Annotated in this window: 15 protein-coding genes and 1 tRNA gene; 13 read left to right on the forward strand and 3 right to left on the reverse strand. The window is 70.8% G+C overall.

Going from position 1 to position 18590, the window contains the following annotated elements; genetic code table 11:
* The first annotated feature begins 15 nt into the window (after window positions 1-15).
* The 4 genes from ASG04_RS11460 to ASG04_RS11475 all read left to right on the forward strand — a co-directional run bounded on the left by ASG04_RS11460 (window position 16) and on the right by ASG04_RS11475 (window position 2611).
* Window positions 16-1239 (forward strand): GAF domain-containing protein, encoded by a 1224-nt coding sequence (locus tag ASG04_RS11460; protein WP_056124327.1) that lies wholly within the window; start codon window positions 16-18, stop codon window positions 1237-1239.
* A 13-nt stretch (window positions 1240-1252) separates the two neighbouring features.
* Window positions 1253-1337: transfer RNA gene (locus ASG04_RS11465), tRNA-Leu, on the forward strand.
* A gap of 109 nt (window positions 1338-1446) precedes the next feature.
* Entirely contained in the window at window positions 1447-2055 is a 609-nt protein-coding gene (locus ASG04_RS11470; RefSeq protein ID WP_056124330.1) for an ANTAR domain-containing response regulator, read from the forward strand.
* Between the two features lie 85 nt (window positions 2056-2140).
* Window positions 2141-2611 (forward strand): GNAT family N-acetyltransferase, encoded by a 471-nt coding sequence (locus tag ASG04_RS11475; protein ID WP_156463645.1) that lies wholly within the window; start codon window positions 2141-2143, stop codon window positions 2609-2611.
* Between the two features lie 10 nt (window positions 2612-2621).
* Here ASG04_RS11475 and ASG04_RS11480 read toward each other — a convergent pair whose 3' ends face one another.
* Both ASG04_RS11480 and ASG04_RS11485 read right to left on the reverse strand, forming a co-directional pair.
* Window positions 2622-2996 (reverse strand): VOC family protein, encoded by a 375-nt coding sequence (locus ASG04_RS11480; RefSeq protein ID WP_056124335.1) that lies wholly within the window; start codon window positions 2994-2996, stop codon window positions 2622-2624.
* A 28-nt stretch (window positions 2997-3024) separates the two neighbouring features.
* The gene (locus ASG04_RS11485) at window positions 3025-3393 is read right to left on the reverse strand and encodes a PaaI family thioesterase (RefSeq protein WP_056125717.1); all 369 of its coding nucleotides are present in this window, start codon (window positions 3391-3393) and stop codon (window positions 3025-3027) included.
* A 99-nt stretch (window positions 3394-3492) separates the two neighbouring features.
* Between ASG04_RS11485 and polA the strand changes: the two genes are divergently transcribed.
* The 7 genes from polA (at window position 3493) to ASG04_RS11520 (ending at window position 13996) form a co-directional block, all read left to right on the forward strand.
* Window positions 3493-6162, forward strand: a complete 2670-nt coding sequence (polA, locus tag ASG04_RS11490; protein ID WP_056124338.1) for a DNA polymerase I — start codon at window positions 3493-3495, stop codon at window positions 6160-6162.
* 31 nt (window positions 6163-6193) lie between these two features.
* On the forward strand, window positions 6194-7873 hold the full coding sequence (locus ASG04_RS11495; RefSeq protein WP_056124340.1) for a DUF885 domain-containing protein: 1680 nt from the start codon (window positions 6194-6196) through the stop codon (window positions 7871-7873).
* Between the two features lie 189 nt (window positions 7874-8062).
* Window positions 8063-9523: a 30S ribosomal protein S1 gene (gene rpsA / locus ASG04_RS11500; RefSeq protein ID WP_056124344.1), complete on the forward strand. Its 1461-nt coding sequence runs from the start codon at window positions 8063-8065 to the stop codon at window positions 9521-9523.
* Window positions 9524-9614: 91 nt separating this feature from the next.
* Window positions 9615-10217, forward strand: coding sequence for a dephospho-CoA kinase (gene coaE / locus ASG04_RS11505; RefSeq protein ID WP_056124345.1), 603 nt, complete (start codon window positions 9615-9617; stop codon window positions 10215-10217).
* Window positions 10214-11278 carry a BPSS1187 family protein gene (locus ASG04_RS11510; RefSeq protein WP_056124348.1) on the forward strand — a complete coding sequence of 355 codons (1065 nt, stop codon included), beginning with the start codon at window positions 10214-10216 and terminating at the stop codon, window positions 11276-11278. Before coaE ends, ASG04_RS11510 begins: the two co-directional genes overlap by 4 nt.
* Before the next feature lie 22 nt (window positions 11279-11300).
* Window positions 11301-12809 carry a class I adenylate-forming enzyme family protein gene (locus ASG04_RS11515; RefSeq protein ID WP_056124351.1) on the forward strand — a complete coding sequence of 503 codons (1509 nt, stop codon included), beginning with the start codon at window positions 11301-11303 and terminating at the stop codon, window positions 12807-12809.
* Window positions 12806-13996: an acyltransferase gene (locus ASG04_RS11520; RefSeq protein ID WP_056124354.1), complete on the forward strand. Its 1191-nt coding sequence runs from the start codon at window positions 12806-12808 to the stop codon at window positions 13994-13996. Before ASG04_RS11515 ends, ASG04_RS11520 begins: the two co-directional genes overlap by 4 nt.
* A gap of 57 nt (window positions 13997-14053) precedes the next feature.
* On the opposite strand, the gene ASG04_RS11525 is transcribed toward ASG04_RS11520, so the two are convergent.
* Window positions 14054-15379: an MFS transporter gene (locus ASG04_RS11525; protein WP_082518066.1), complete on the reverse strand. Its 1326-nt coding sequence runs from the start codon at window positions 15377-15379 to the stop codon at window positions 14054-14056.
* A gap of 197 nt (window positions 15380-15576) precedes the next feature.
* Here ASG04_RS11525 and uvrB point away from each other — a divergent pair, with 197 nt between their 5' ends.
* Complete coding sequence (uvrB, locus tag ASG04_RS11530) at window positions 15577-17655, forward strand: excinuclease ABC subunit UvrB (protein ID WP_056125718.1); 2079 nt, start codon at window positions 15577-15579, stop codon at window positions 17653-17655.
* Window positions 17645-18568: an SDR family NAD(P)-dependent oxidoreductase gene (locus tag ASG04_RS11535; protein ID WP_056124356.1), complete on the forward strand. Its 924-nt coding sequence runs from the start codon at window positions 17645-17647 to the stop codon at window positions 18566-18568. The genes uvrB and ASG04_RS11535 overlap by 11 nt, the downstream gene beginning before the upstream one ends.
* Window positions 18569-18590 lie beyond the last annotated feature (22 nt).

An 18590-nucleotide genomic window follows, 5' to 3' on the forward strand; every position in this document is an offset into this window, starting at 1 on the left:
TCGGACGGAGGACGCATGCGCGCTCCCCGTCCCGGGTCCGTCCGCCCCCTCGTCGCTGCGTCGTGGCGGCGGTCGGCGTCGGTCGACCCGGACAGTACGCCAGAGGTCACCCTCGGCACCGACGAGCTCGACGCCGCCCGACGGAGCGGCCCGCTCGCCACGCTTCTGCCCATCGTCCGACGGCTGCTCCTCGACGACTCCCGGGCCGCCGGGTGCATCGTCGCGGTCGGCGACGCGGCCGGTCGGCTCGTGTTCGTCGACGGGGCCCGGCAGGCCCGCCGCGCCGCCGAGGACATGGGGTTCGTCGCCGGAGCGGACTGGGCCGAGGAGCACGTCGGGACCAGCGCCCCCGGCACCGCGCTCCGACTGGACCGGCCGGTGCAGATCCGCAGCGAGGAGCACTACGCCACCGCGGTCAAGCCGTTCTCGTGCAGCGCGGTCCCCGTGCACGACACCGACGGCCGACCGATCGGCGTGGTCGACGTCACCGGTGACGACCGTGCCGTCGAACGGCACACGCTCCCGCTCCTCGCCGCGACGGTCGCGGCCGCCGAGGCAGAACTCGCGCTGGCGACCCTCCGCCGGCCGGCCCGGGGCCGGACGACGGCGCCCGAGGACGCCGAGCTCGTCCTGCTCGGGGCCGACACGGCCGTGCTGCGGGTCGACGGCCGCGCGGTCGCGCTGTCCGCTCGGCACTCGGAGATCCTCGCCGTCCTGGCGACCGCACCCGGGGGGCTGCCCGCTGCCGACCTGGCCGAAGCCGTGTACGGGGACCCCGGCGCCACCGTCACCGTCCGCGCCGAGGTCGTGCGCCTGCGTCGGGTGCTCGCGGCGAGCGCCCCCCGCGTGACGCTGGCCTCACGCCCGTACCGGGTGGGCGGTGTGCGCACCGACGTCGACGGCGTGCTGGCCGCGCTCGACCGCGGGGCGCGCCTCCAGGCCGTCAGCCGGTACCCCGGACCCGTCCTGCCCGCATCGGACGCGCCGGGCGTGGACGCGCTCCGTGACCTGGTCCGGAGCCGGTTCCGCGAGGCGGTGGTGTCCGACGGGTCCACCGCCGCGCTGCTCGCCTGGGCGGGGACGCCCGACGGCGCCGAGGACGCGCGAGTGCTCCGCGCGCTGCTCGGTGTGCTGCCGCCGCGGTCCCCGCGTCGGGCGGGCCTGGTGGCCGCGGTCGAGGCGCTCGACGGCGCCGGGACGGCGGCACGACCGACCTGGAGGCCCGGCTCGGCCTGGTAACATCGGCGTCCTCGCGAGTGTGGTGGAATCGGCAGACACGGGGCACTCAAAATGCTCTGCCTCACGGCGTGCGGGTTCAAGTCCCGCCACTCGTACCAGGTTCGCTGTTCCGGTCTCCGGGTCGCGCCACTCGTACCAGGGTCCTTTTGTTCACTGATCGGTCCATGGCTGCGGGCAGGACTCCGCGGGTCTAGTAGGCTCTCCGGCGTGAGTGACTCAGAAGCAACAACCGCAACAGCACCCCGTCGCGTCGTCGTCGCCGAGGACGAATCGCTCATCCGCCTCGACATCGTCGAGATCCTCCGTGACAACGGGTTCGACGTCGTCGGCGAAGCGGGCGACGGCGAGACCGCCGTGCAGCTCGCCACTGACCTGCGCCCCGACCTCGTCATCATGGACGTCAAGATGCCGCAGCTCGACGGGATCTCCGCAGCCGAGAAGCTGTCGAAGAACCACATCGCGCCGGTCGTCCTCCTGACGGCGTTCAGCCAGAAGGAACTCGTCGAGCGTGCGACCGAGGCCGGCGCCCTCGCCTACGTCGTCAAGCCGTTCACCCCGAACGACCTGCTCCCCGCGATCGAGATCGCCCTCTCGCGGTACCAGCAGATCATCACCCTCGAAGCCGAGGTCGCCGACCTGGTCGAGCGCTTCGAGACCCGCAAGCTCGTCGACCGCGCCAAGGGCCTGCTCAACGAGAAGATGGGCCTGACCGAGCCCGAGGCCTTCCGCTGGATCCAGAAGGCCTCCATGGACCGCCGTCTGACCATGCACGACGTCGCCAAGGCGATCATCGAGCAGCTCAGCGCCAAGAAGTAGTCGCTCACCGACACCGCGTCGACGCCGCCACCCGCTCCGGGTGGCGGCGTCGACGCGTGTGGGGACCATCTGCGAGGGTGGGACCGTGAACGACGTGGTGATCCGGTCCTCCCGTCCCGACGACATGCCCGCGGTGGCCGACCTGCGCTGGCGGTGGAGCGTCGACGAGGACGGGCGCACGCCCGGCCAGTCGCCCGAGGCGTACCGCGACGCGATGACGGCCTTCGCACTGCGCCGCCCGGAGACGCACCGGTGCGTCGTCGCGGAGCGCGACGGGATCGTGCTCGGCATGGCGTGGCTCGCGCTGACGCCGCGTCCGCCCGCGCCGCACCGACCGGGCGGACGGATGGCGGCCGAGCTGCAGACCGTCTACGTCCACCCCGACCTGCGCGGGTCGGGTGTGGCCGGACGCATGGTCGACCGGCTGCTGGCGGTCGCGGACGAGCTCGGCGCCGAGCGCACGTCGGTGCACTCGAGCGTCGACGGCGAGCGGCTCTACCGGCGCCTCGGCTTCGGGGACGCCCGACTGCTGCTGCAGCGACCGCCAGAGGACTGACCGCACCGGCTCAGCTGCGCGCGGGGAGCTGCTGCAGGGTCCATGCGTTGCCGTCCGGGTCGGTGAAGAAGACGAAGCGGCCCCATGCCATCTCGTCCACCCCGACGGCGTCGACCCCGAGCGACCGCAGGTCGGACAGCGCCTGGTCGGCGTCGGGCACGACGACCTGGATCGACTTGAGCGAGCCGGGGACGACGTCGGGCGACATGATGCCCTGGCCGAACGCGATGGAGCAGGCGGACCCCGGCGGTGTCGCCTGGACGAAGCGGACCTCGTCGGAGACCCGCTGGTCGTGGTCGATGGTGAAGCCGATGCGCTCGTAGAAGTCGCGCGACCGGTCGACGTCGCTGACGGGGACCATGACGAGTTCGATCTTCCAGTCCACGGTGGACTCCCTGATGACGGGCGAGGGCTCAGCGCCGCTCGCGGATCATGTTGGTGATGCGGACGGTGGAGCAGCGCCGGCCCTGGTCGTCCGTGAGCACGACCTCGTGCGTCGTGAGCGTGTTGCCGAGGTGGATCGCGGTGCAGACCCCGGTGACGGTGCCGCTCGTCGCGCTGCGGGAGTGCGACGCGTTCAGCTCGATGCCCACGGCGTAGCGGCCGGGTCCGGCGTGCACGTTCGCCGCCATCGACCCGAGGCTCTCGGCCAGCACGACGTAGGCGCCGCCGTGCAGCAGGCCCACCGGCTGACGGTTGCCCTCGACGGGGATGGAGCCGACGGCGCGCTCCGCCGAGAGCTCCGTGATGATCATGCCCATCTTCTCGCCGAGCTCGCCCATGCCGCGGTCTGCGAGCCGTTCGTCGACGGAGCCGGTGGTGGTCGCTTCGTCGGTCACGCGCAGCGCTCCTGTGTCGGGTGGCGTCGGTAGGCTGTCCGGGTGTCGGACTCCGCAAAGCCTACCCTCATGGTCATCGACGGCCATTCGCTCGCCTTCCGGGCCTTCTACGCACTGCCGGTCGACAGCTTCGTCAACCGCGACGGACAGCACACGAACGCCATCCACGGGTTCATCTCGATGCTGCTCATGCTCCTCCAGCGCGAAAAGCCCACCCACCTGGCGGTGGCGTTCGACATCTCCCGGTTCTCGTTCCGCACGCGGGAGTACGCCGAGTACAAGGGCACCCGCTCCGAGACCCCGGCCGAGTTCAAGGGCCAGATCCCGTTGCTGCAGCAGGCACTCGAGGCGATGGGCATCACGACCGTCACGAAAGAGGACTACGAGGCCGACGACATCCTCGCGACCCTGTCCGCACAGGGGGCAGCGCAGGGCTACCAGGTCTACGTCGTGTCCGGCGACCGTGACTCCATCCAGCTGGTCAACGACGACGTCACGCTGCTGTACCCGTCGGTCCGCGGCGTCTCCGAGCTCACGCGCTACGACCGCGACAAGGTCTACGAGCGCTACGGCATCGAACCGCACCAGTACCCGGACATCGCCGCGCTCGTCGGCGAGACGAGCGACAACCTGGTCGGCATCGACAAGGTGGGCGAGAAGACCGCCGTCAAGTGGGTCACGCAGTACGGCTCGCTCGACGGGGTGCTCGAGCACGCCGACGACATCAAGGGCGTCGTCGGCAACAACCTGCGCGAGCAGCGGGACCGGGCGATCCGCAACCGCCGACTGAACCGCCTGGTCACCGACGTCGAGCTCCCGGTCGGCCCGGGCGACGTGGCGCTCCGTCCCGTCGACGAAGCGGCGGTGCGCGAGCTGTTCGCGAAGCTCCAGTTCCGCACCCTGCTCGACCGGGTGTTCAAGGTCGTCGGGGGCGGCGACGCTGCCGACAGCGCGGTCGAGGGCACCGTCGAGGACTCCGGCGTCACGCCGCCGCCCGTCGGCACGCTCATCGACGAAGAGCTCGGCTACTGGCTCGAGCGCAAGGGCGCGTCCGGCGCCGAGAACGGCTACGGCGTCGCCGTCGAGGTCATCGACGGCCGGCTCAGCGCGATCGGCATCGCCACCCACGACGACGCCGTGCTCGTCCCCGGCGGCAGCGGCGCGAAGGACTACGAGCAGCTGACGGCGTGGTTCGCCTCGGACGTGCCGAAGCACTTCCACGACGCCAAGGCCGCGGTCAAGGCGCTGGGCACCGCGGGCATCGTCGTCAACGGCATCGCGGGGGACGCCCGCATCATGGGCTGGCTCGCCAACCCCGGCAAGCAGGGCCAGCCCCTCGCCGACCTGGTGTACCAGGAGCTCGGCGAAGAGCTGCCCACGGCCGACCCCAACCAGCTCGTCCCCGAGACGGCGCCGGTGAACGTGGGCGTGCACGCCTGGTACGTCCTCCGGGTCACCACGGCCCTGCGTGCCCGCATCGACCCCGGTTCGCTGCAGGTCCTCGACGACATCGAACTGCCCCTGGTGTCGGTCCTGGCGCAGATGGAGACCACAGGCGTCGGCATCGACCGTCCGGTGCTGACCGGGCTGTCGAAGGAACTGGGGGAGCGCGCCGCCGAGCTCGCCCAGCAGGCCTTCGCCGAGATCGGCCACGAGGTCAACCTCGGATCGCCGAAGCAGCTGCAAGAGGTGCTCTTCACCGAGCTCGCGATGCCGAAGACCCGCAAGACCAAGACCGGCTTCTCGACCGACGCCGCCAGCCTGGCCGACCTGCAGGACCAGCACCCTCACCCGTTCCTCGGGCTGCTGCTGCAGCACCGCGACGCCACCAAGCTCCGCCAGATCGTCGACACGCTCGACGCCGCGGTCGTCGACGGGCGCATCCACACCCGGTACGAGCAGACCGGGACCAGCACCGGGCGTGTGTCGTCCACCGACCCGAACCTGCAGAACATCCCGGTCAAGACGGCCGTCGGTCGGCGCATCCGGTCGGCGTTCGCCGTGGCCGAGCCGTACACGACGCTGCTGACGGCGGACTACTCGCAGATCGAGATGCGCATCATGGCGCACCTCTCGGGCGACCCCGGGCTCATCCAGGCCTTCAACGAGGGCGAGGACCTGCACCGCTTCGTCGGGGCTCGGGTGTTTGGCGTCGAGCCGGCCGACGTCTCTGCCGAGATGCGCACGAAGGTCAAGGCGATGTCCTACGGCCTGGCGTACGGGCTGAGCGCGTTCGGGCTCTCGAAGCAGCTGCGCATCGAGCAGGCCGAAGCACGCACTCTGATGACCGAGTACTTCGCCCGGTTCGGCGCGGTCCGTGACTACCTCCGCAACGTGGTCGAAGAGGCCCGCGAAGCCGGCTACACGGAGACCATCTTCGGCCGCCGACGGCCGTTCCCCGACCTCAAGAGCCCGAACCGGGTGCTGCGTGAGAACGCCGAGCGTGCCGCGCTCAACGCCCCGATCCAGGGGTCGGCCGCCGACATCATGAAGATCGCGATGCTCGGCGTCGCGGCCGACCTGCGCGAGGGCGACCTCGGCACCCGGCTGCTGCTGCAGGTGCACGACGAGCTCATCCTCGAGGTGGCTCCCGGCGAGCAGGACCGTGTCGAGGAGATCCTGCGGACACGCATGGGCGGCGCGGCGGAGCTCACGGTCCCGCTGGACGTCTCCGTCGGCGTCGGCGCCAACTGGGAGGCCGCGGCCCACTGACGTCGTCGGACCGGCTCGGTAGGGTCGGGGCATGACCGAAGAACGCCCCGTCCGCCAGCCCTCCGCCGTCGACCGCGTCGCCGAGGACTGGGTCAGCACCCTCGTCGACCTCGACCCGACCATCGCCACGTACATCGGTGTCGCGGGCCGGACGGGCGAGTACGGCGACACCTCACCGGCCGGTGCCGATGCGATGGCGTCGGCCGCCCGCGCGGCGAAGGGCGCGCTCGACGCCGCCACCCCCGTCGACGACGTCGACCGGGTCACCAAGACCGACCTCGGCGCCGAGCTCGACCTGGTCGTCGAGTCGTACGAGCGGCGGCTCCACCTGCGCGACCTGAACGTCATCGCGAGCCCGCCGCAATCCCTGCGCGACGCGATCGACCTGATGCCGACGGCCACCGAGTCGGACTGGCACGACATCGCCAGCCGGTTCGCCGCGCTGCCCGACGCGCTCGAGGGGTACCGCGAGTCGCTGCTCCAGGGCACGCGCGAGCAGGTCACCCCGGCCCGCCGCCAGGTGGAACTCGTCGCGGAACAGGCCGCACGCAGCGGTGCCGCCGACGGCTTCTTCCGGCAGCTCGCCGACGCTGCGACGACCGAGGACGGCACGACCCTGCCCGACTCGCTCCGCGCGGACCTGCAGCGCGGTGCCGACGTCGCGGCGGCCGCCTACCGCTCGCTCAGCCGCTTCCTCGAGCACGAGCTGATGCCGCTCGCGACCCCGGTCGACGCCGTCGGCCGCGACGCGTACGAGCTGCACTCCCGGCGCTTCCTCGGCGCCGTCGTCGACCTCGACGAAGCGTACGAGTGGGGCATCGAGGAACTCGCGCGCATGCGTGACGAACAGGAACGGATCGCCGACCGGATCGAGTCCGGCGCGTCCGTCGCCCGTGCGATCGAGGTCCTCGACGCGGACCCGGCCCGCACCCTGCACGGCACCGACGCCCTGCGCCGGTGGATGCAGGAGACCAGCGACGCGTCGATCCGCGCGATGGACGGCACGTACTTCGACATCGCCGACCCGATCAAGCGCCTGGAGTGCCGGATCGCCCCCACGCAAGAGGGCGGGATCTACTACTCGGGCCCGTCCGACGACTTCTCGCGTGCCGGCCGCATGTGGTGGTCCGTGCCGCAGGGCGTGACGGAGTTCGGCACCTGGCGTGAGAAGACCACCGTCTACCACGAGGGTGTCCCCGGCCACCACCTGCAGATCAGCCAGGCCGTCTACAACCGCGGCGAGCTCAACACCTGGCGGCGACAGCTCGCCGGCCCGTCCGGCCACGTCGAGGGGTGGGCGCTCTACGCCGAACGGCTCATGGAGCAGCTCGGGTTCCTGGACGACGACGGCGACCGCCTCGGCATGCTCGACGGACAGCGCATGCGTGCCGCCCGCGTCGTGCTCGACATCGGCGTGCACCTGCAGAAGACCAACCCGGACGGTGGCGGGTGGACGTGGGAGTACGCGCTCGACTTCATGCGTCGCAACGTCAACATGGACGACGCCTTCATCCGCTTCGAGGTGGCGCGCTACTTCGGCTGGCCCGGGCAGGCACCCTCGTACAAGATCGGGCAGCGCGTCTGGGAGTCCATCCGCGACGACGTGGCCGCACGACAGGGCAGCGACTTCGACCTCAAGGCGTTCCACCACCGGGCACTCGCCCTGGGTGGTGTCGGTCTCGACACCCTGCGTTCGGCACTCGTCGACTGACCGTCGCCGTTGCGCACGCCGGACTGGGCGCGACACGGCACCGCATGCGTGCTTGTGAGCCATCCCACGCCCGGTTAGACTTGTGCGGCGCAATCCGCGCCACCACACCAACCGCCATCGCGGCACCGCCCAGGACTCGTCTCCTGTGTCGCCCTGGCCCGACTCATGTCCGTTCGGAGCAATCTCTACATGACAACCACTACGACCAAGGCTCCTAAGCAGGTCGCCATCAACGACATCGGTTCGGCTGATGACTTCCTGGCCGAGGTCGAGAAGACCCTGAAGTTCTTCAACGACGGCGATCTCATCTCCGGCACCGTCGTGAAGATCGACCGCGACGAGGTCCTCCTCGACGTCGGGTACAAGACCGAGGGTGTCATCCCCTCGCGCGAGCTCTCGATCAAGCACGACGTCGACCCCAACGAGGTCGTCAACGTCGGTGACGAGGTCGAGGCCCTGGTCCTCCAGAAGGAGGACAAGGAAGGCCGCCTCATCCTGTCGAAGAAGCGTGCGCAGTACGAGCGTGCGTGGGGCGACGTCGAGAAGATCAAGGAGTCCGACGGGGTCGTCACCGGCACCGTCATCGAGGTCGTCAAGGGCGGCCTCATCGTGGACATCGGTCTGCGCGGCTTCCTCCCGGCATCGCTCATCGAGCTGCGCCGCGTCCGCGACCTCACGCCGTACCTCGGCCAGGAGATCGAGGCGAAGATCCTCGAGCTCGACAAGAACCGCAACAACGTGGTCCTGTCGCGCCGTGCGCTCCTCGAGCAGACGCAGTCCGAGTCCCGCACCACGTTCCTCAACAACCTCCACAAGGGCCAGGTCCGCAAGGGCGTCGTCTCGTCGATCGTCAACTTCGGTGCGTTCGTCGACCTCGGCGGCGTCGACGGTCTCGTCCACGTGTCCGAGCTCAGCTGGAAGCACATCGAGCACGCCAGCGAGGTCGTCGAGGTCGGTCAGGAAGTCACCGTCGAGATCCTCGAGGTCGACCTGGACCGCGAGCGCGTGTCGCTCTCGCTCAAGGCCACCCAAGAGGACCCGTGGCAGGTCTTCGCCCGCACCCACGCGATCGGCCAGATCGCACCGGGCAAGGTCACGAAGCTCGTGCCGTTCGGTGCCTTCGTCCGCGTCGCGGACGGCATCGAGGGCCTGGTCCACATCTCGGAGCTCTCGAACAAGCACGTCGAGCTCGCCGAGCAGGTCGTCTCCGTCGGTGACGAGGTCTTCGTGAAGATCATCGACATCGACCTCGACCGTCGCCGCATCTCGCTCAGCCTCAAGCAGGCCAACGAGGGCGTCGACCCGGAGAGCACCGAGTTCGACCCGGCGCTCTACGGCATGCCGACCGAGTACGACGACAAGGGTGACTACAAGTACCCCGAGGGCTTCGACCCGGAGACCAACGAGTGGCTCGAGGGCTACGACACCCAGCGCGAAGCATGGGAAGGCCAGTACGCGGCCGCCCAGGGTCGCTGGGAGGCCCACAAGGCCCAGGTCGCCAAGTCCCTCACCGACGAGGCCTCGGGGTCGTTCGACCTCCCCGCGACCGCGACGTCCTCGTCCACCACGAGCGAGCAGGCCGGTCAGGGCACCCTGGCCGACGACGCATCGCTCGCGGCGCTCCGCGAGAAGCTCAGCTCGACCAACTGATCGAGTCCTGCGCGAACCGGAAGCCCGGCATCCCCTCGGGGGTGCCGGGCTTCCGGCATTCCGTGAGCCTCGTGACCCTAGGCTCGGTCACGTGCGCATCATCGGACTCACGGGCGGCATCGCCGCGGGGAAGTCGACCGTCTCCGGCCGCTGGGCGGAGCTCGGCGCCGTCGTCGTGGACGCGGACCGACTCGCCCGCCAGGCAGTGGCCCCCGGCAGCCCCGGCCTGGCCCGGGTCGCCGAGCGTTTCGGCCCGGATGTGATCGCCCCGGACGGCTCGCTCGACCGACCGGCACTCGGAGCGGTCGTGTTCTCGGACCCCGCAGCACGCCGTGACCTCGAGCGCATCACCCACCCCGAGGTCTGGCGACTCGCGCAACAGGCCTTCGACAGCGCCGCAGCAGCCGACCCGGACGCGGTCGTCGTGTACGACGTGCCCCTGCTCGCCGAGGCCAGGGGGTCGCGGCCGCTCCGCTTCGACGCGGTGGTGGTCGTCGACGCCCCCGCCGCCGTGCGGGTCCGGCGACTCGTCGAGCACCGTGGGATGGACGAAGCCGAGGCCGAGCGGCGCATCGGAGCCCAGGCGTCCGACGCGGAGCGGCTCGCACTGGCCGACCACGTCGTCGACGCCACCGGCACGCTCGACCAGACTCTCGCTTCCGCTGACGCGGTCTGGCAGCGCCTGGTCGGATGAGACACCGCATCCTGCTCCTCGTCGCCGCGATCGTGCTCGTCGCGATCGGCGGCGGCGCGGTCATCGCCGCAAACCTGACTGCCGAACGGCGTGAGGAACAGCACGGTCGTGCGCCGGCCACCGCCCAGGCGCGGGGCGGCGAACGCGGTCCGGCCAACGAGTTCCACCGCTTCCGACTCGGGGCGATCGACGGTGAACGGCTCGAGCCGAACCGCGACGACTTCGCGGCGCGCACGGCGAACGACGGCCCGCTCCTGCTCTTCCTGCCCGCCACCCGGTCGAAGCCGGCGCAGTACCAGCGGTTCCTGACGACCGCACTCGGCGACGGCTACCACGTCCTCGGGCTCGACTACTGGAACCTCGGCAGGACGCTCTCGGGCACCTGCGAGGCCGACGCGCGGTGCTACGGCGAGGTGCAGCGCAACCGTTTCGACGGCACCCGCCCGTCCGAGTTCAGCGACGTCTCGCCCGCCGGCTCCATCGTCTCCCGGTTCCGGGACGCGATCGCGCACCTCGACGACGTCGACCCGAAGGGCGGCTGGGGGCGGTTCGTCGCCTCCGACGAGGACATCGCGTGGCAGGACATCGTCGTCGCCGGCCACTCCCAGGGCGGTGGCGAAGCGGCGTACATCGCGCACGTCCGGCCGGTCCTCGGTGCGCTGATGTTCTCGTCGCCGGTCGAGTCCCTCGGTCCCGTGCACGCGGCCTGGATGGACCACCCGGGTGCCACCCCGGCGTCGCGCATGTACGCGATCGACGACGTCCGCGACGTGTTCGGCCCACGGATCCGCGGGTCATGGGAAGTCCTCGGCCTCGACGGCCCCGCGACGGCCGGCGGCCCGGACGGACCGTGGCGCACCGACACGGCGGCACCGCCGACGGGATGGGACCCGCACGCGATCCTCACGGACATCCGGGTCGGGACACCGGACGAGTCGCACTCGCGGACCATCAAGGACACGACGCCGCTCGACGCCGACGGACAGCCCCGGATGCTCGGACTGTGGCAGTGGCTGCTGCGCCGGTTCGCGCCGGTCGACGCATCCTCCGGCGCGTCATAGCAACCGGTCCTAGCATGAACCGATGCAGCACGACGTCCGAACTCCTCCCCAGGGTCTCCGCGACCTGATCCGGCACCGCGCCGAGGTCGACCGCGACCGCGTCTACCTCGAGGACGCCCGCTCCGACCGGGTCCTGTCCTACGGGGCCCTCGGACAGGCCGTCGACGCCTGGGCGTCGACGTTCGACGTGATCGGCGTCCCCGACTCCGGTGCCGTGCTGGTCGACGTCGGCGACCCGCTCGCCTTCGCGGTCGTGCACCTCGCAGCGATCGCGTCGGGGCGCCGTGCCGTCCCGGTCGACACCGGCCAGCCGACCACCGAGCCGGCGCGGCTCGCCGACCTGCTCGGTGGCGGGTCCATCGTCGTCTCGGACCGCGACGTCGACGCGACCATCCCCGGCACGCCGTCGGCGCGCGTCGACCCGGCCACGGGCCTCCCGTCCGACGTCCGTGACGGCGACCTGCCCGCGGAGTCCGCGGACGCCCCCGGCCAGGGCTCGGTCGTGCTCTTCACCTCGGGCTCGACCGGTACGCCGAAGGGGGTCGAGCTGCCGGAGACGCAGCTGCTCTCCGTCGCCAGGGCCGTCGTCGACCACAACCGCCTGTCCCCGGACGACCGGGGCTTCAACTCGCTGCCGCTGTTCCACGTCAACGCCGAGGTCGTCGGTTTGCTCGCGACCCTGGTGGCCGGTGCCACGCTGGTGCTCGACCGCCGGTTCCGGCGCACGGGTTTCTGGGAGTTGCTCGGCGAACGCCGGATCACCTGGCTGAACGCCGTCCCGGCGATCCTCGCGGTGCTCGCGAAGACCGGTCCGATGGCGTTCCCGGCCGGTCTGCGGTTCGTCCGGAGCGCCTCGGCACCCTTGCCCGACCCGGTCCGGGCCGCTCTCGGCGACGTCCCGCTCGTCGTCAGCTGGGGCATGACCGAGGGTGCCAGCCAGATCACCGCGACGCCGCTCGACCAGCCTGCGCGACCCGGCACCGTCGGTGTGCCGGTCGACTCCGAGGTACAGGTCCGCGGCGAGGACGGCTCGGTCCTGCCCGCGGGCGAGGTGGGCGCACTCTGGATCCGCGGCCCCGGCATCGTGCGGTCGTACCTGTTCGGCCGTGCGGCCGAGCGCTTCGACGCGGCGGGCTGGCTCGCCACCGGTGACGTCGGCTCCGTCGCCCCGGACGGCTGGGTGTCGCTGGTCGGCCGGTCCGATGACGTGATCAACCGCGGGGGCGAGAAGGTCTGGCCGTCCGAGGTCGAGGACGTGCTGCTCGGCGACGCCCGCGTGCTCGAGGCCGTCGTGGTCGGCCGCCCCGACGACGTCCTCGGCAGCGTCCCGATCGCGTACGTCATCCCGCAGCCGGACCTCGACGAGCCCCTCGACCCGGTGGCCCTCGTGGCCGACCTGACGGCGCGTGCCGAGCGGTCCCTGACCCGCTTCCGGCGGCCGGTCGAGATCGTCGTCGTCCCGGACCTGCCCAGGGCACCGACGGGCAAGATCCAGCGCGCCCGGGTGCGGGGGATGGCGGCGACGTCGTGACCCAGAGCCCCATCTCGACCCGCGACCCCGCCGGACCGGTCGCCGGCACCGTCGGCGTGCAGACCCCGACGCGCACCGCGTCCGGCCGACCGCGTCACCTGTACGAGGTCGACGTCCTGCGGATCCTGACCTTCGCGTGCGTGCTCGGGGTGCACACCACCAGCCACACGATGGCGTCCGACGACGTCGGGCTGGCTGGGCTGCTCGCGCTGCTGCACTTCACCCGGCTGGTCTTCTTCACGCTCACCGCGTTCGTGCTCGTCTACAGCTACGCGGTCCGCCCGAAGCCGATGTCGGTGTTCTGGCCGAAGCGGTTCCTGCTCGTGGGCGTGCCCTACCTGGCGTGGTCGTTCGTGTACGTCGCCTCCGCCTGGCTGCTCGACTCCGGCCAGCGTGGTGACGTGCCCGCGCTCGTGACCACGTTCGCCACCGGGGTCGTGACCGGGACGGCCAAGTACCACCTCTACTTCCTGCTCGTGACGATGCAGGTCTACCTGCTGCTGCCCGCGATCATGTGGCTCGTCCGGAAGACCCGCGGACACCACGTGAGCGTCCTGGTCGTGTCGCTCGTCGTGCAGCTCGGGGTCTTCGCCTGCTACAAGTACTTCCCCTCGACCGACGCGTGGCTGCACGGCACCCAGAAGCAGTTCTTCTTCTCGTACGTGTTCTTCATCGTGTCGGGTGCGATCGCCGCCGACCACGCCGACCGGTTCCTCGGGTTCGTGCGGACCCACCGTCGTGGCATCGGCTGGGTCTTCCTCGGCGGCGTGCTCCTGACGCTCGGGGTGTTCGTGCTGCAGATGGCGACCGGCGACTCGCCGTACGCCGCCGGCACGCCGCTGCAGCCCGTGGAGGCCGTGTGGAGCACCATCGTCTTCGTCGGGTTCCTGGCGGTCGGCGCGGCCTGGGCGGACCGGCGGGTGGCGGGCAGCCCGCTCGCTCGGGTGGTCGACTACGCCTCGGACCGGTCGTTCGGCATCTTCCTCAGCCACCCGCTGGTGATCTGGCTGCTGCTCTACGGGTCCAGCCCGCTCGAGGCGCTCGTCCCGAAGCCGTGGCTGACGCTCGTGACCTACCTGCTGGTCGTCGTGCTGTCGGTGGCGATCACCGAGGCGTTCCGCTGGACCCCCCTCAGCGTCCCGCTGGCCGGGCGGCCGTCGCTGGCGTCGCGCGGGGCGCGCGCCTGACGGGCTGGAGGCCCGTGGCGGCGTCGCCACGGGCCTCCAGTCCGTCACATGGTCCGGTCAGGCCTGCTGCTGCTCCGCCGTCGGCGTCCCGACCTCGAGCACGCCGTCCGTCGAGGTGAGGCGCTGCGGCTTCATGAACCACGCGACGACCGCCGCGGCGAACAGCAGTGCGCAGGACAGGGCGAAGGGGAGCTGCCACCCGCTCGCGTCGATGAGCAGCCCGAAGACGATCGGCGAGATGACGCCCGCGACGCCGAACCCGGTGTTCATGAACCCGGACGCCGTCCCCGACCACTGCGGGGCGACGTCCATCGGGATCGCCCAGAGGTTGGCGTTGCAGAGCTCGAGGAAGAAGAACGACAGCGCGAGCGAGATCGTCGCGACGAGGAGCCCCTGGCCGATCACCAGCGGGATCAGGCACAGCAGCGACCCGCCGAGCCCGGTCACCAGGATCGTGCGCCGGGCGTTCCGGGTGTTCCCGCCGCGGTGGATGATGCGGTCGCTCAGCATGCCGCCGACCGTGTCGCCGACGACACCCGCCAGCAGGATGAGCGTCGTGAACAGGGCGAAGTCGCCGATCTCCAGCCCGTAGGTGGAGCTGAGGAACGTCGGCAGCCAGGTCAGGAACACCCAGAGGGTCCATCCGTAGCCGAAGTCGACGAAGGTGACCGGCAGGATCTGCTTCGCCATCTGGCGCCACGGGACGGGAGGCCGGGTCGCACGGGTCTCGACCGGCGGCAGCTCGGACAGTTCGGCCTGCGTGATGCCCTTGGCCGACTCCGGCTTGTCGCGGAACCAGACGAACCAGACGACGGCCCACGCGAACGACAGCACGGCGGTCGCGAAGAAGGCCAGTCGCCAGCCGCTGATCGCGATGAAGTACGCGACGACCAGGGGGGCGAGCGCGTTGCCGAGCCGGGCCGCGGAGTGCACGACACCCTGCGCGAAGCCGTTCCGGTCGCGGGGGATCCAGCGGCTCATCGCCTGGGTCGCGGTCGGGAAGGCGGCTGCCTCGCTGAGGCCGAGCAGGGCGCGAGCGGCGAACAGCGTCCAGAAGCCCACCGCGAAGCCGGTCCAGAGCGTCGCGACGCCCCAGATGACGGTGATGACGAACAGGGCCTTGCGCGGGCCGAACTTCTCGCTGATCGTGCCGCCGAACACCTGCAGCAGGGCGTACGGCAGCGAGAACGCGGACACGATCAGGCCGGCCGTGGCCTCGTTGAACCCGAACTCCTCGGTGATGTGGGGCAGTGCGGTCGAGATGTTGGTGCGGTCGATGTACGAGATCGCGTACATGAAGCAGAGCAGGATGAGCACGCGCCCGCGGATGCGTCCGCGGAACGGGGTGCCCTTCGTCGGTGCCGCTGGGGTCGCCGTCGTCATGGGGGCCTCTTCGGGGGAGTGAGGATCGATCGGGGTGCTGCTGAACGAACGAGACGCTAGGGACCGTTCTTATCAGCGTCCTCGGAGCCTGCTCTTCCGGGACGATACGCCCGCTGCAGCACGAGGGGTACGCCGTCGGCGAGCAGACCGGCGAGGTGTCGGTGGGCGCGCCTAGCATTGACCGCATGGCAGTCACGATGGAACCCGCCCGCGCGGTCCGCCCGTTCGAGGTGATCAGCGAGTACTCGCCGAGCGGTGACCAGCCCGCGGCGATCGCCGAACTCGCCGGGCGCATCAACGCCGGTGAGACCGACGTGGTGCTGCTCGGCGCGACGGGTACCGGCAAGTCGGCGACCACGGCCTGGCTCATCGAGCAGGTGCAGCGCCCGACGCTCGTGCTCGCGCACAACAAGACCCTGGCGGCGCAGCTGGCCACCGAGTTCCGCAGTCTGCTGCCGAACAACGCCATCGAGTACTTCGTGTCGTACTACGACTACTACCAGCCCGAGGCGTACGTCCCGCAGACCGACACCTTCATCGAGAAGGACTCCTCGGTCAACGCCGAGGTGGAGCGTCTGCGGCACTCGACGACGAACTCGCTGCTCAGTCGTCGTGATGTCGTCGTGGTGTCGACCGTGTCGTGCATCTACGGCCTCGGCACGCCGGAGCAGTACATGAACGCCTCGGTGGCGCTGTCGGTCGGCCAGGAGATCTCGCGCGACCAGCTCGTCCGCCGGTTCGTCGCGATGCAGTACCAGCGCAACGACGTCGACTTCGCGCGCGGGACCTTCCGGGTCCGTGGCGACACCATCGAGATCATCCCGATGTACGAAGAGCACGCGATCCGCATCGAGATGTTCGGGGACGAGATCGAGGCACTGAGTTCGCTGCACCCGCTCACGGGCAACGTCATCGACGACCTCCCTGCGGTCTCGATCTTCCCGGCGTCGCACTACGTCGCCGACACCGACGTCATGCACCGTGCCATCGGCACCATCAAGGAAGAACTGGCCGAGCGCCTCGCCGAGCTCGAGGGCCAGGGCAAGCTGCTCGAGGCCCAGCGCCTGCGGATGCGCACCACCTTCGACATCGAGATGATGGAGCAGATCGGCTTCTGCTCCGGCATCGAGAACTACTCGCGGCACGTCGACGGGCGCATGCCCGGCGAAGCACCGCACTGCCTGCTCGACTACTTCGCCGACGACTTCCTCATCGTGATCGACGAGTCGCACGTCACCGTGCCGCAGATCGGCGCGATGTACGAAGGCGACGCGTCCCGCAAGCGCACCCTGGTCGAGCACGGCTTCCGGCTGCCCAGCGCGATGGACAACCGCCCGCTCAAGTGGGAAGAGTTCCTCGAGCGTGCCGGGCAGAAGGTCTTCCTGTCGGCGACACCCGGCAAGTACGAACTCGGGATCACCGACAGCGTCGTCGAGCAGATCATCCGCCCGACCGGCCTGATCGACCCCGAGATCGTCGTCAAGCCGTCCGACGGCCAGATCGACGACCTGCTCGAGGAGATCCAGCAGCGCGTCGACAAGGACAAGCGCGTGCTGGTCACGACCCTGACCAAGCGCATGGCCGAAGAGCTGACCGACTTCCTCGGCAACGCGGGCGTCCGGGTCCGGTACCTGCACTCCGACGTCGACACGCTCAAGCGCGTCGAGCTCCTGACCGAGCTGCGACAGGGCGTCTACGACGTGCTCGTCGGCATCAACCTGCTGCGTGAGGGGCTGGACCTGCCCGAGGTGTCCCTCGTGGCGATCCTCGACGCCGACAAGGAAGGCTTCCTGCGCTCGTCGACGTCGCTCATCCAGACCATCGGCCGTGCCGCCCGCAACGTGTCGGGTCAGGTGCTCATGTACGCCGACAAGATGACCGACTCCATGAAGCAGGCCATCGAGGAGACCGACCGTCGCCGCGAGAAGCAGGTGGCCTACAACCTCGAGCACGGCATCGACCCGCAGCCGCTGCGCAAGAAGATCGGCGACATCACCGAGCAGCTGAACCGCGAGAACGACGACACGAAGGCGCTGCTCGAGCGTCGCGGCAGCAGCGCGAAGGACCGCGGCCGGGCGCCGACGCCGTCGCTCAAGCGCGAGGGCATCGCCGGTGAGGGCGCGACCCAGCTCGAGGCGACCATCGCCGACCTCAACGACCAGATGCTCCAGGCCGCGACCGAGCTCAAGTTCGAACTCGCCGCGCGCCTGCGCGACGAGGTCCAGGACCTCAAGAAGGCACTCCGGCAGATGGAGTCGGCCGGCCATGTCCGCTGAGACCGACGCAGCTCGACCCCGCACCGTCGTCGTGACGGGCGCGAGCGCCGGGCTCGGGTACCACGCGGCCGAACAGCTCGCCGCCGCGGGCCACCGGGTCGTGTTGGCGACGCGCAGTGCGGAACGGGCCGACGCCGCCGCGCGCAGCATCCGGCAGCAGGTCCCGACCGCGGTGCTCGAGCACCTGCACGTCGACCTGGCCGACCTGGAGAGCGTCCGCGCGGCCGCGACGGCGCTGCAGGACCTCGGTCCGGTCGACGCGCTGCTCAACAACGCCGGAGTCGTGGGCTCGCGGGCCGAGCGTGCCACCGCACAGGGCCTCGAGCTGCAGGTCGGCACGAACCACCTGGGGCACTTCGCCTTCACCGGGCTCGTGCTGCCGATGCTCGAGCGGACGGGCGGCCGCGTCGTGCACCTCGGCTCGATCGCACACCGCTGGGCCACCCTCGACCGTCGCGACCCGCTCGGTGCGGGGCACTACTCCGGCTACCGGCAGTACGGCCGCAGCAAGCTCGCGGTGATGCTGTTCGGCTTCGAGCTCGCCGAGCGCCTGGCCGACGCCGGGTCCGCCGTGTCGAGCGTCGTCGCCCACCCGGGCCTCGCACTCGACTCGCTCGGTCCGTCCCGCCCGCTGGTCACCCCGGCGCGTGACGAACCCGCGTGGACCCGCCCCGGGGAACGCCTCGTCGCCCAGGGCAAGGACGCGGGTGCGCTGCCGCTCGTGCACGCCACGGTCGGTGCCGGAGTCCGCTCGGGCGAGTACTGGGGTCCCGGCGGTGCCTTCCAGCTGCGGGGACCGGCTGCCGTCGTCCGCGCCGAGCCGCGCGCGCACGACCGCACCGAGGCAGCGCGGCTCTGGCAGGCGAGCGAGCAGGCCTCCGGCGTCGCGTTCGCTCTCGACGCATTCGTCTGACACCGAACCGGAACCGAATGTC

Origin of the sequence: Curtobacterium sp. Leaf183, assembly GCF_001424385.1 — a bacterium.
Lineage (GTDB): Bacteria > Actinomycetota > Actinomycetes > Actinomycetales > Microbacteriaceae > Curtobacterium.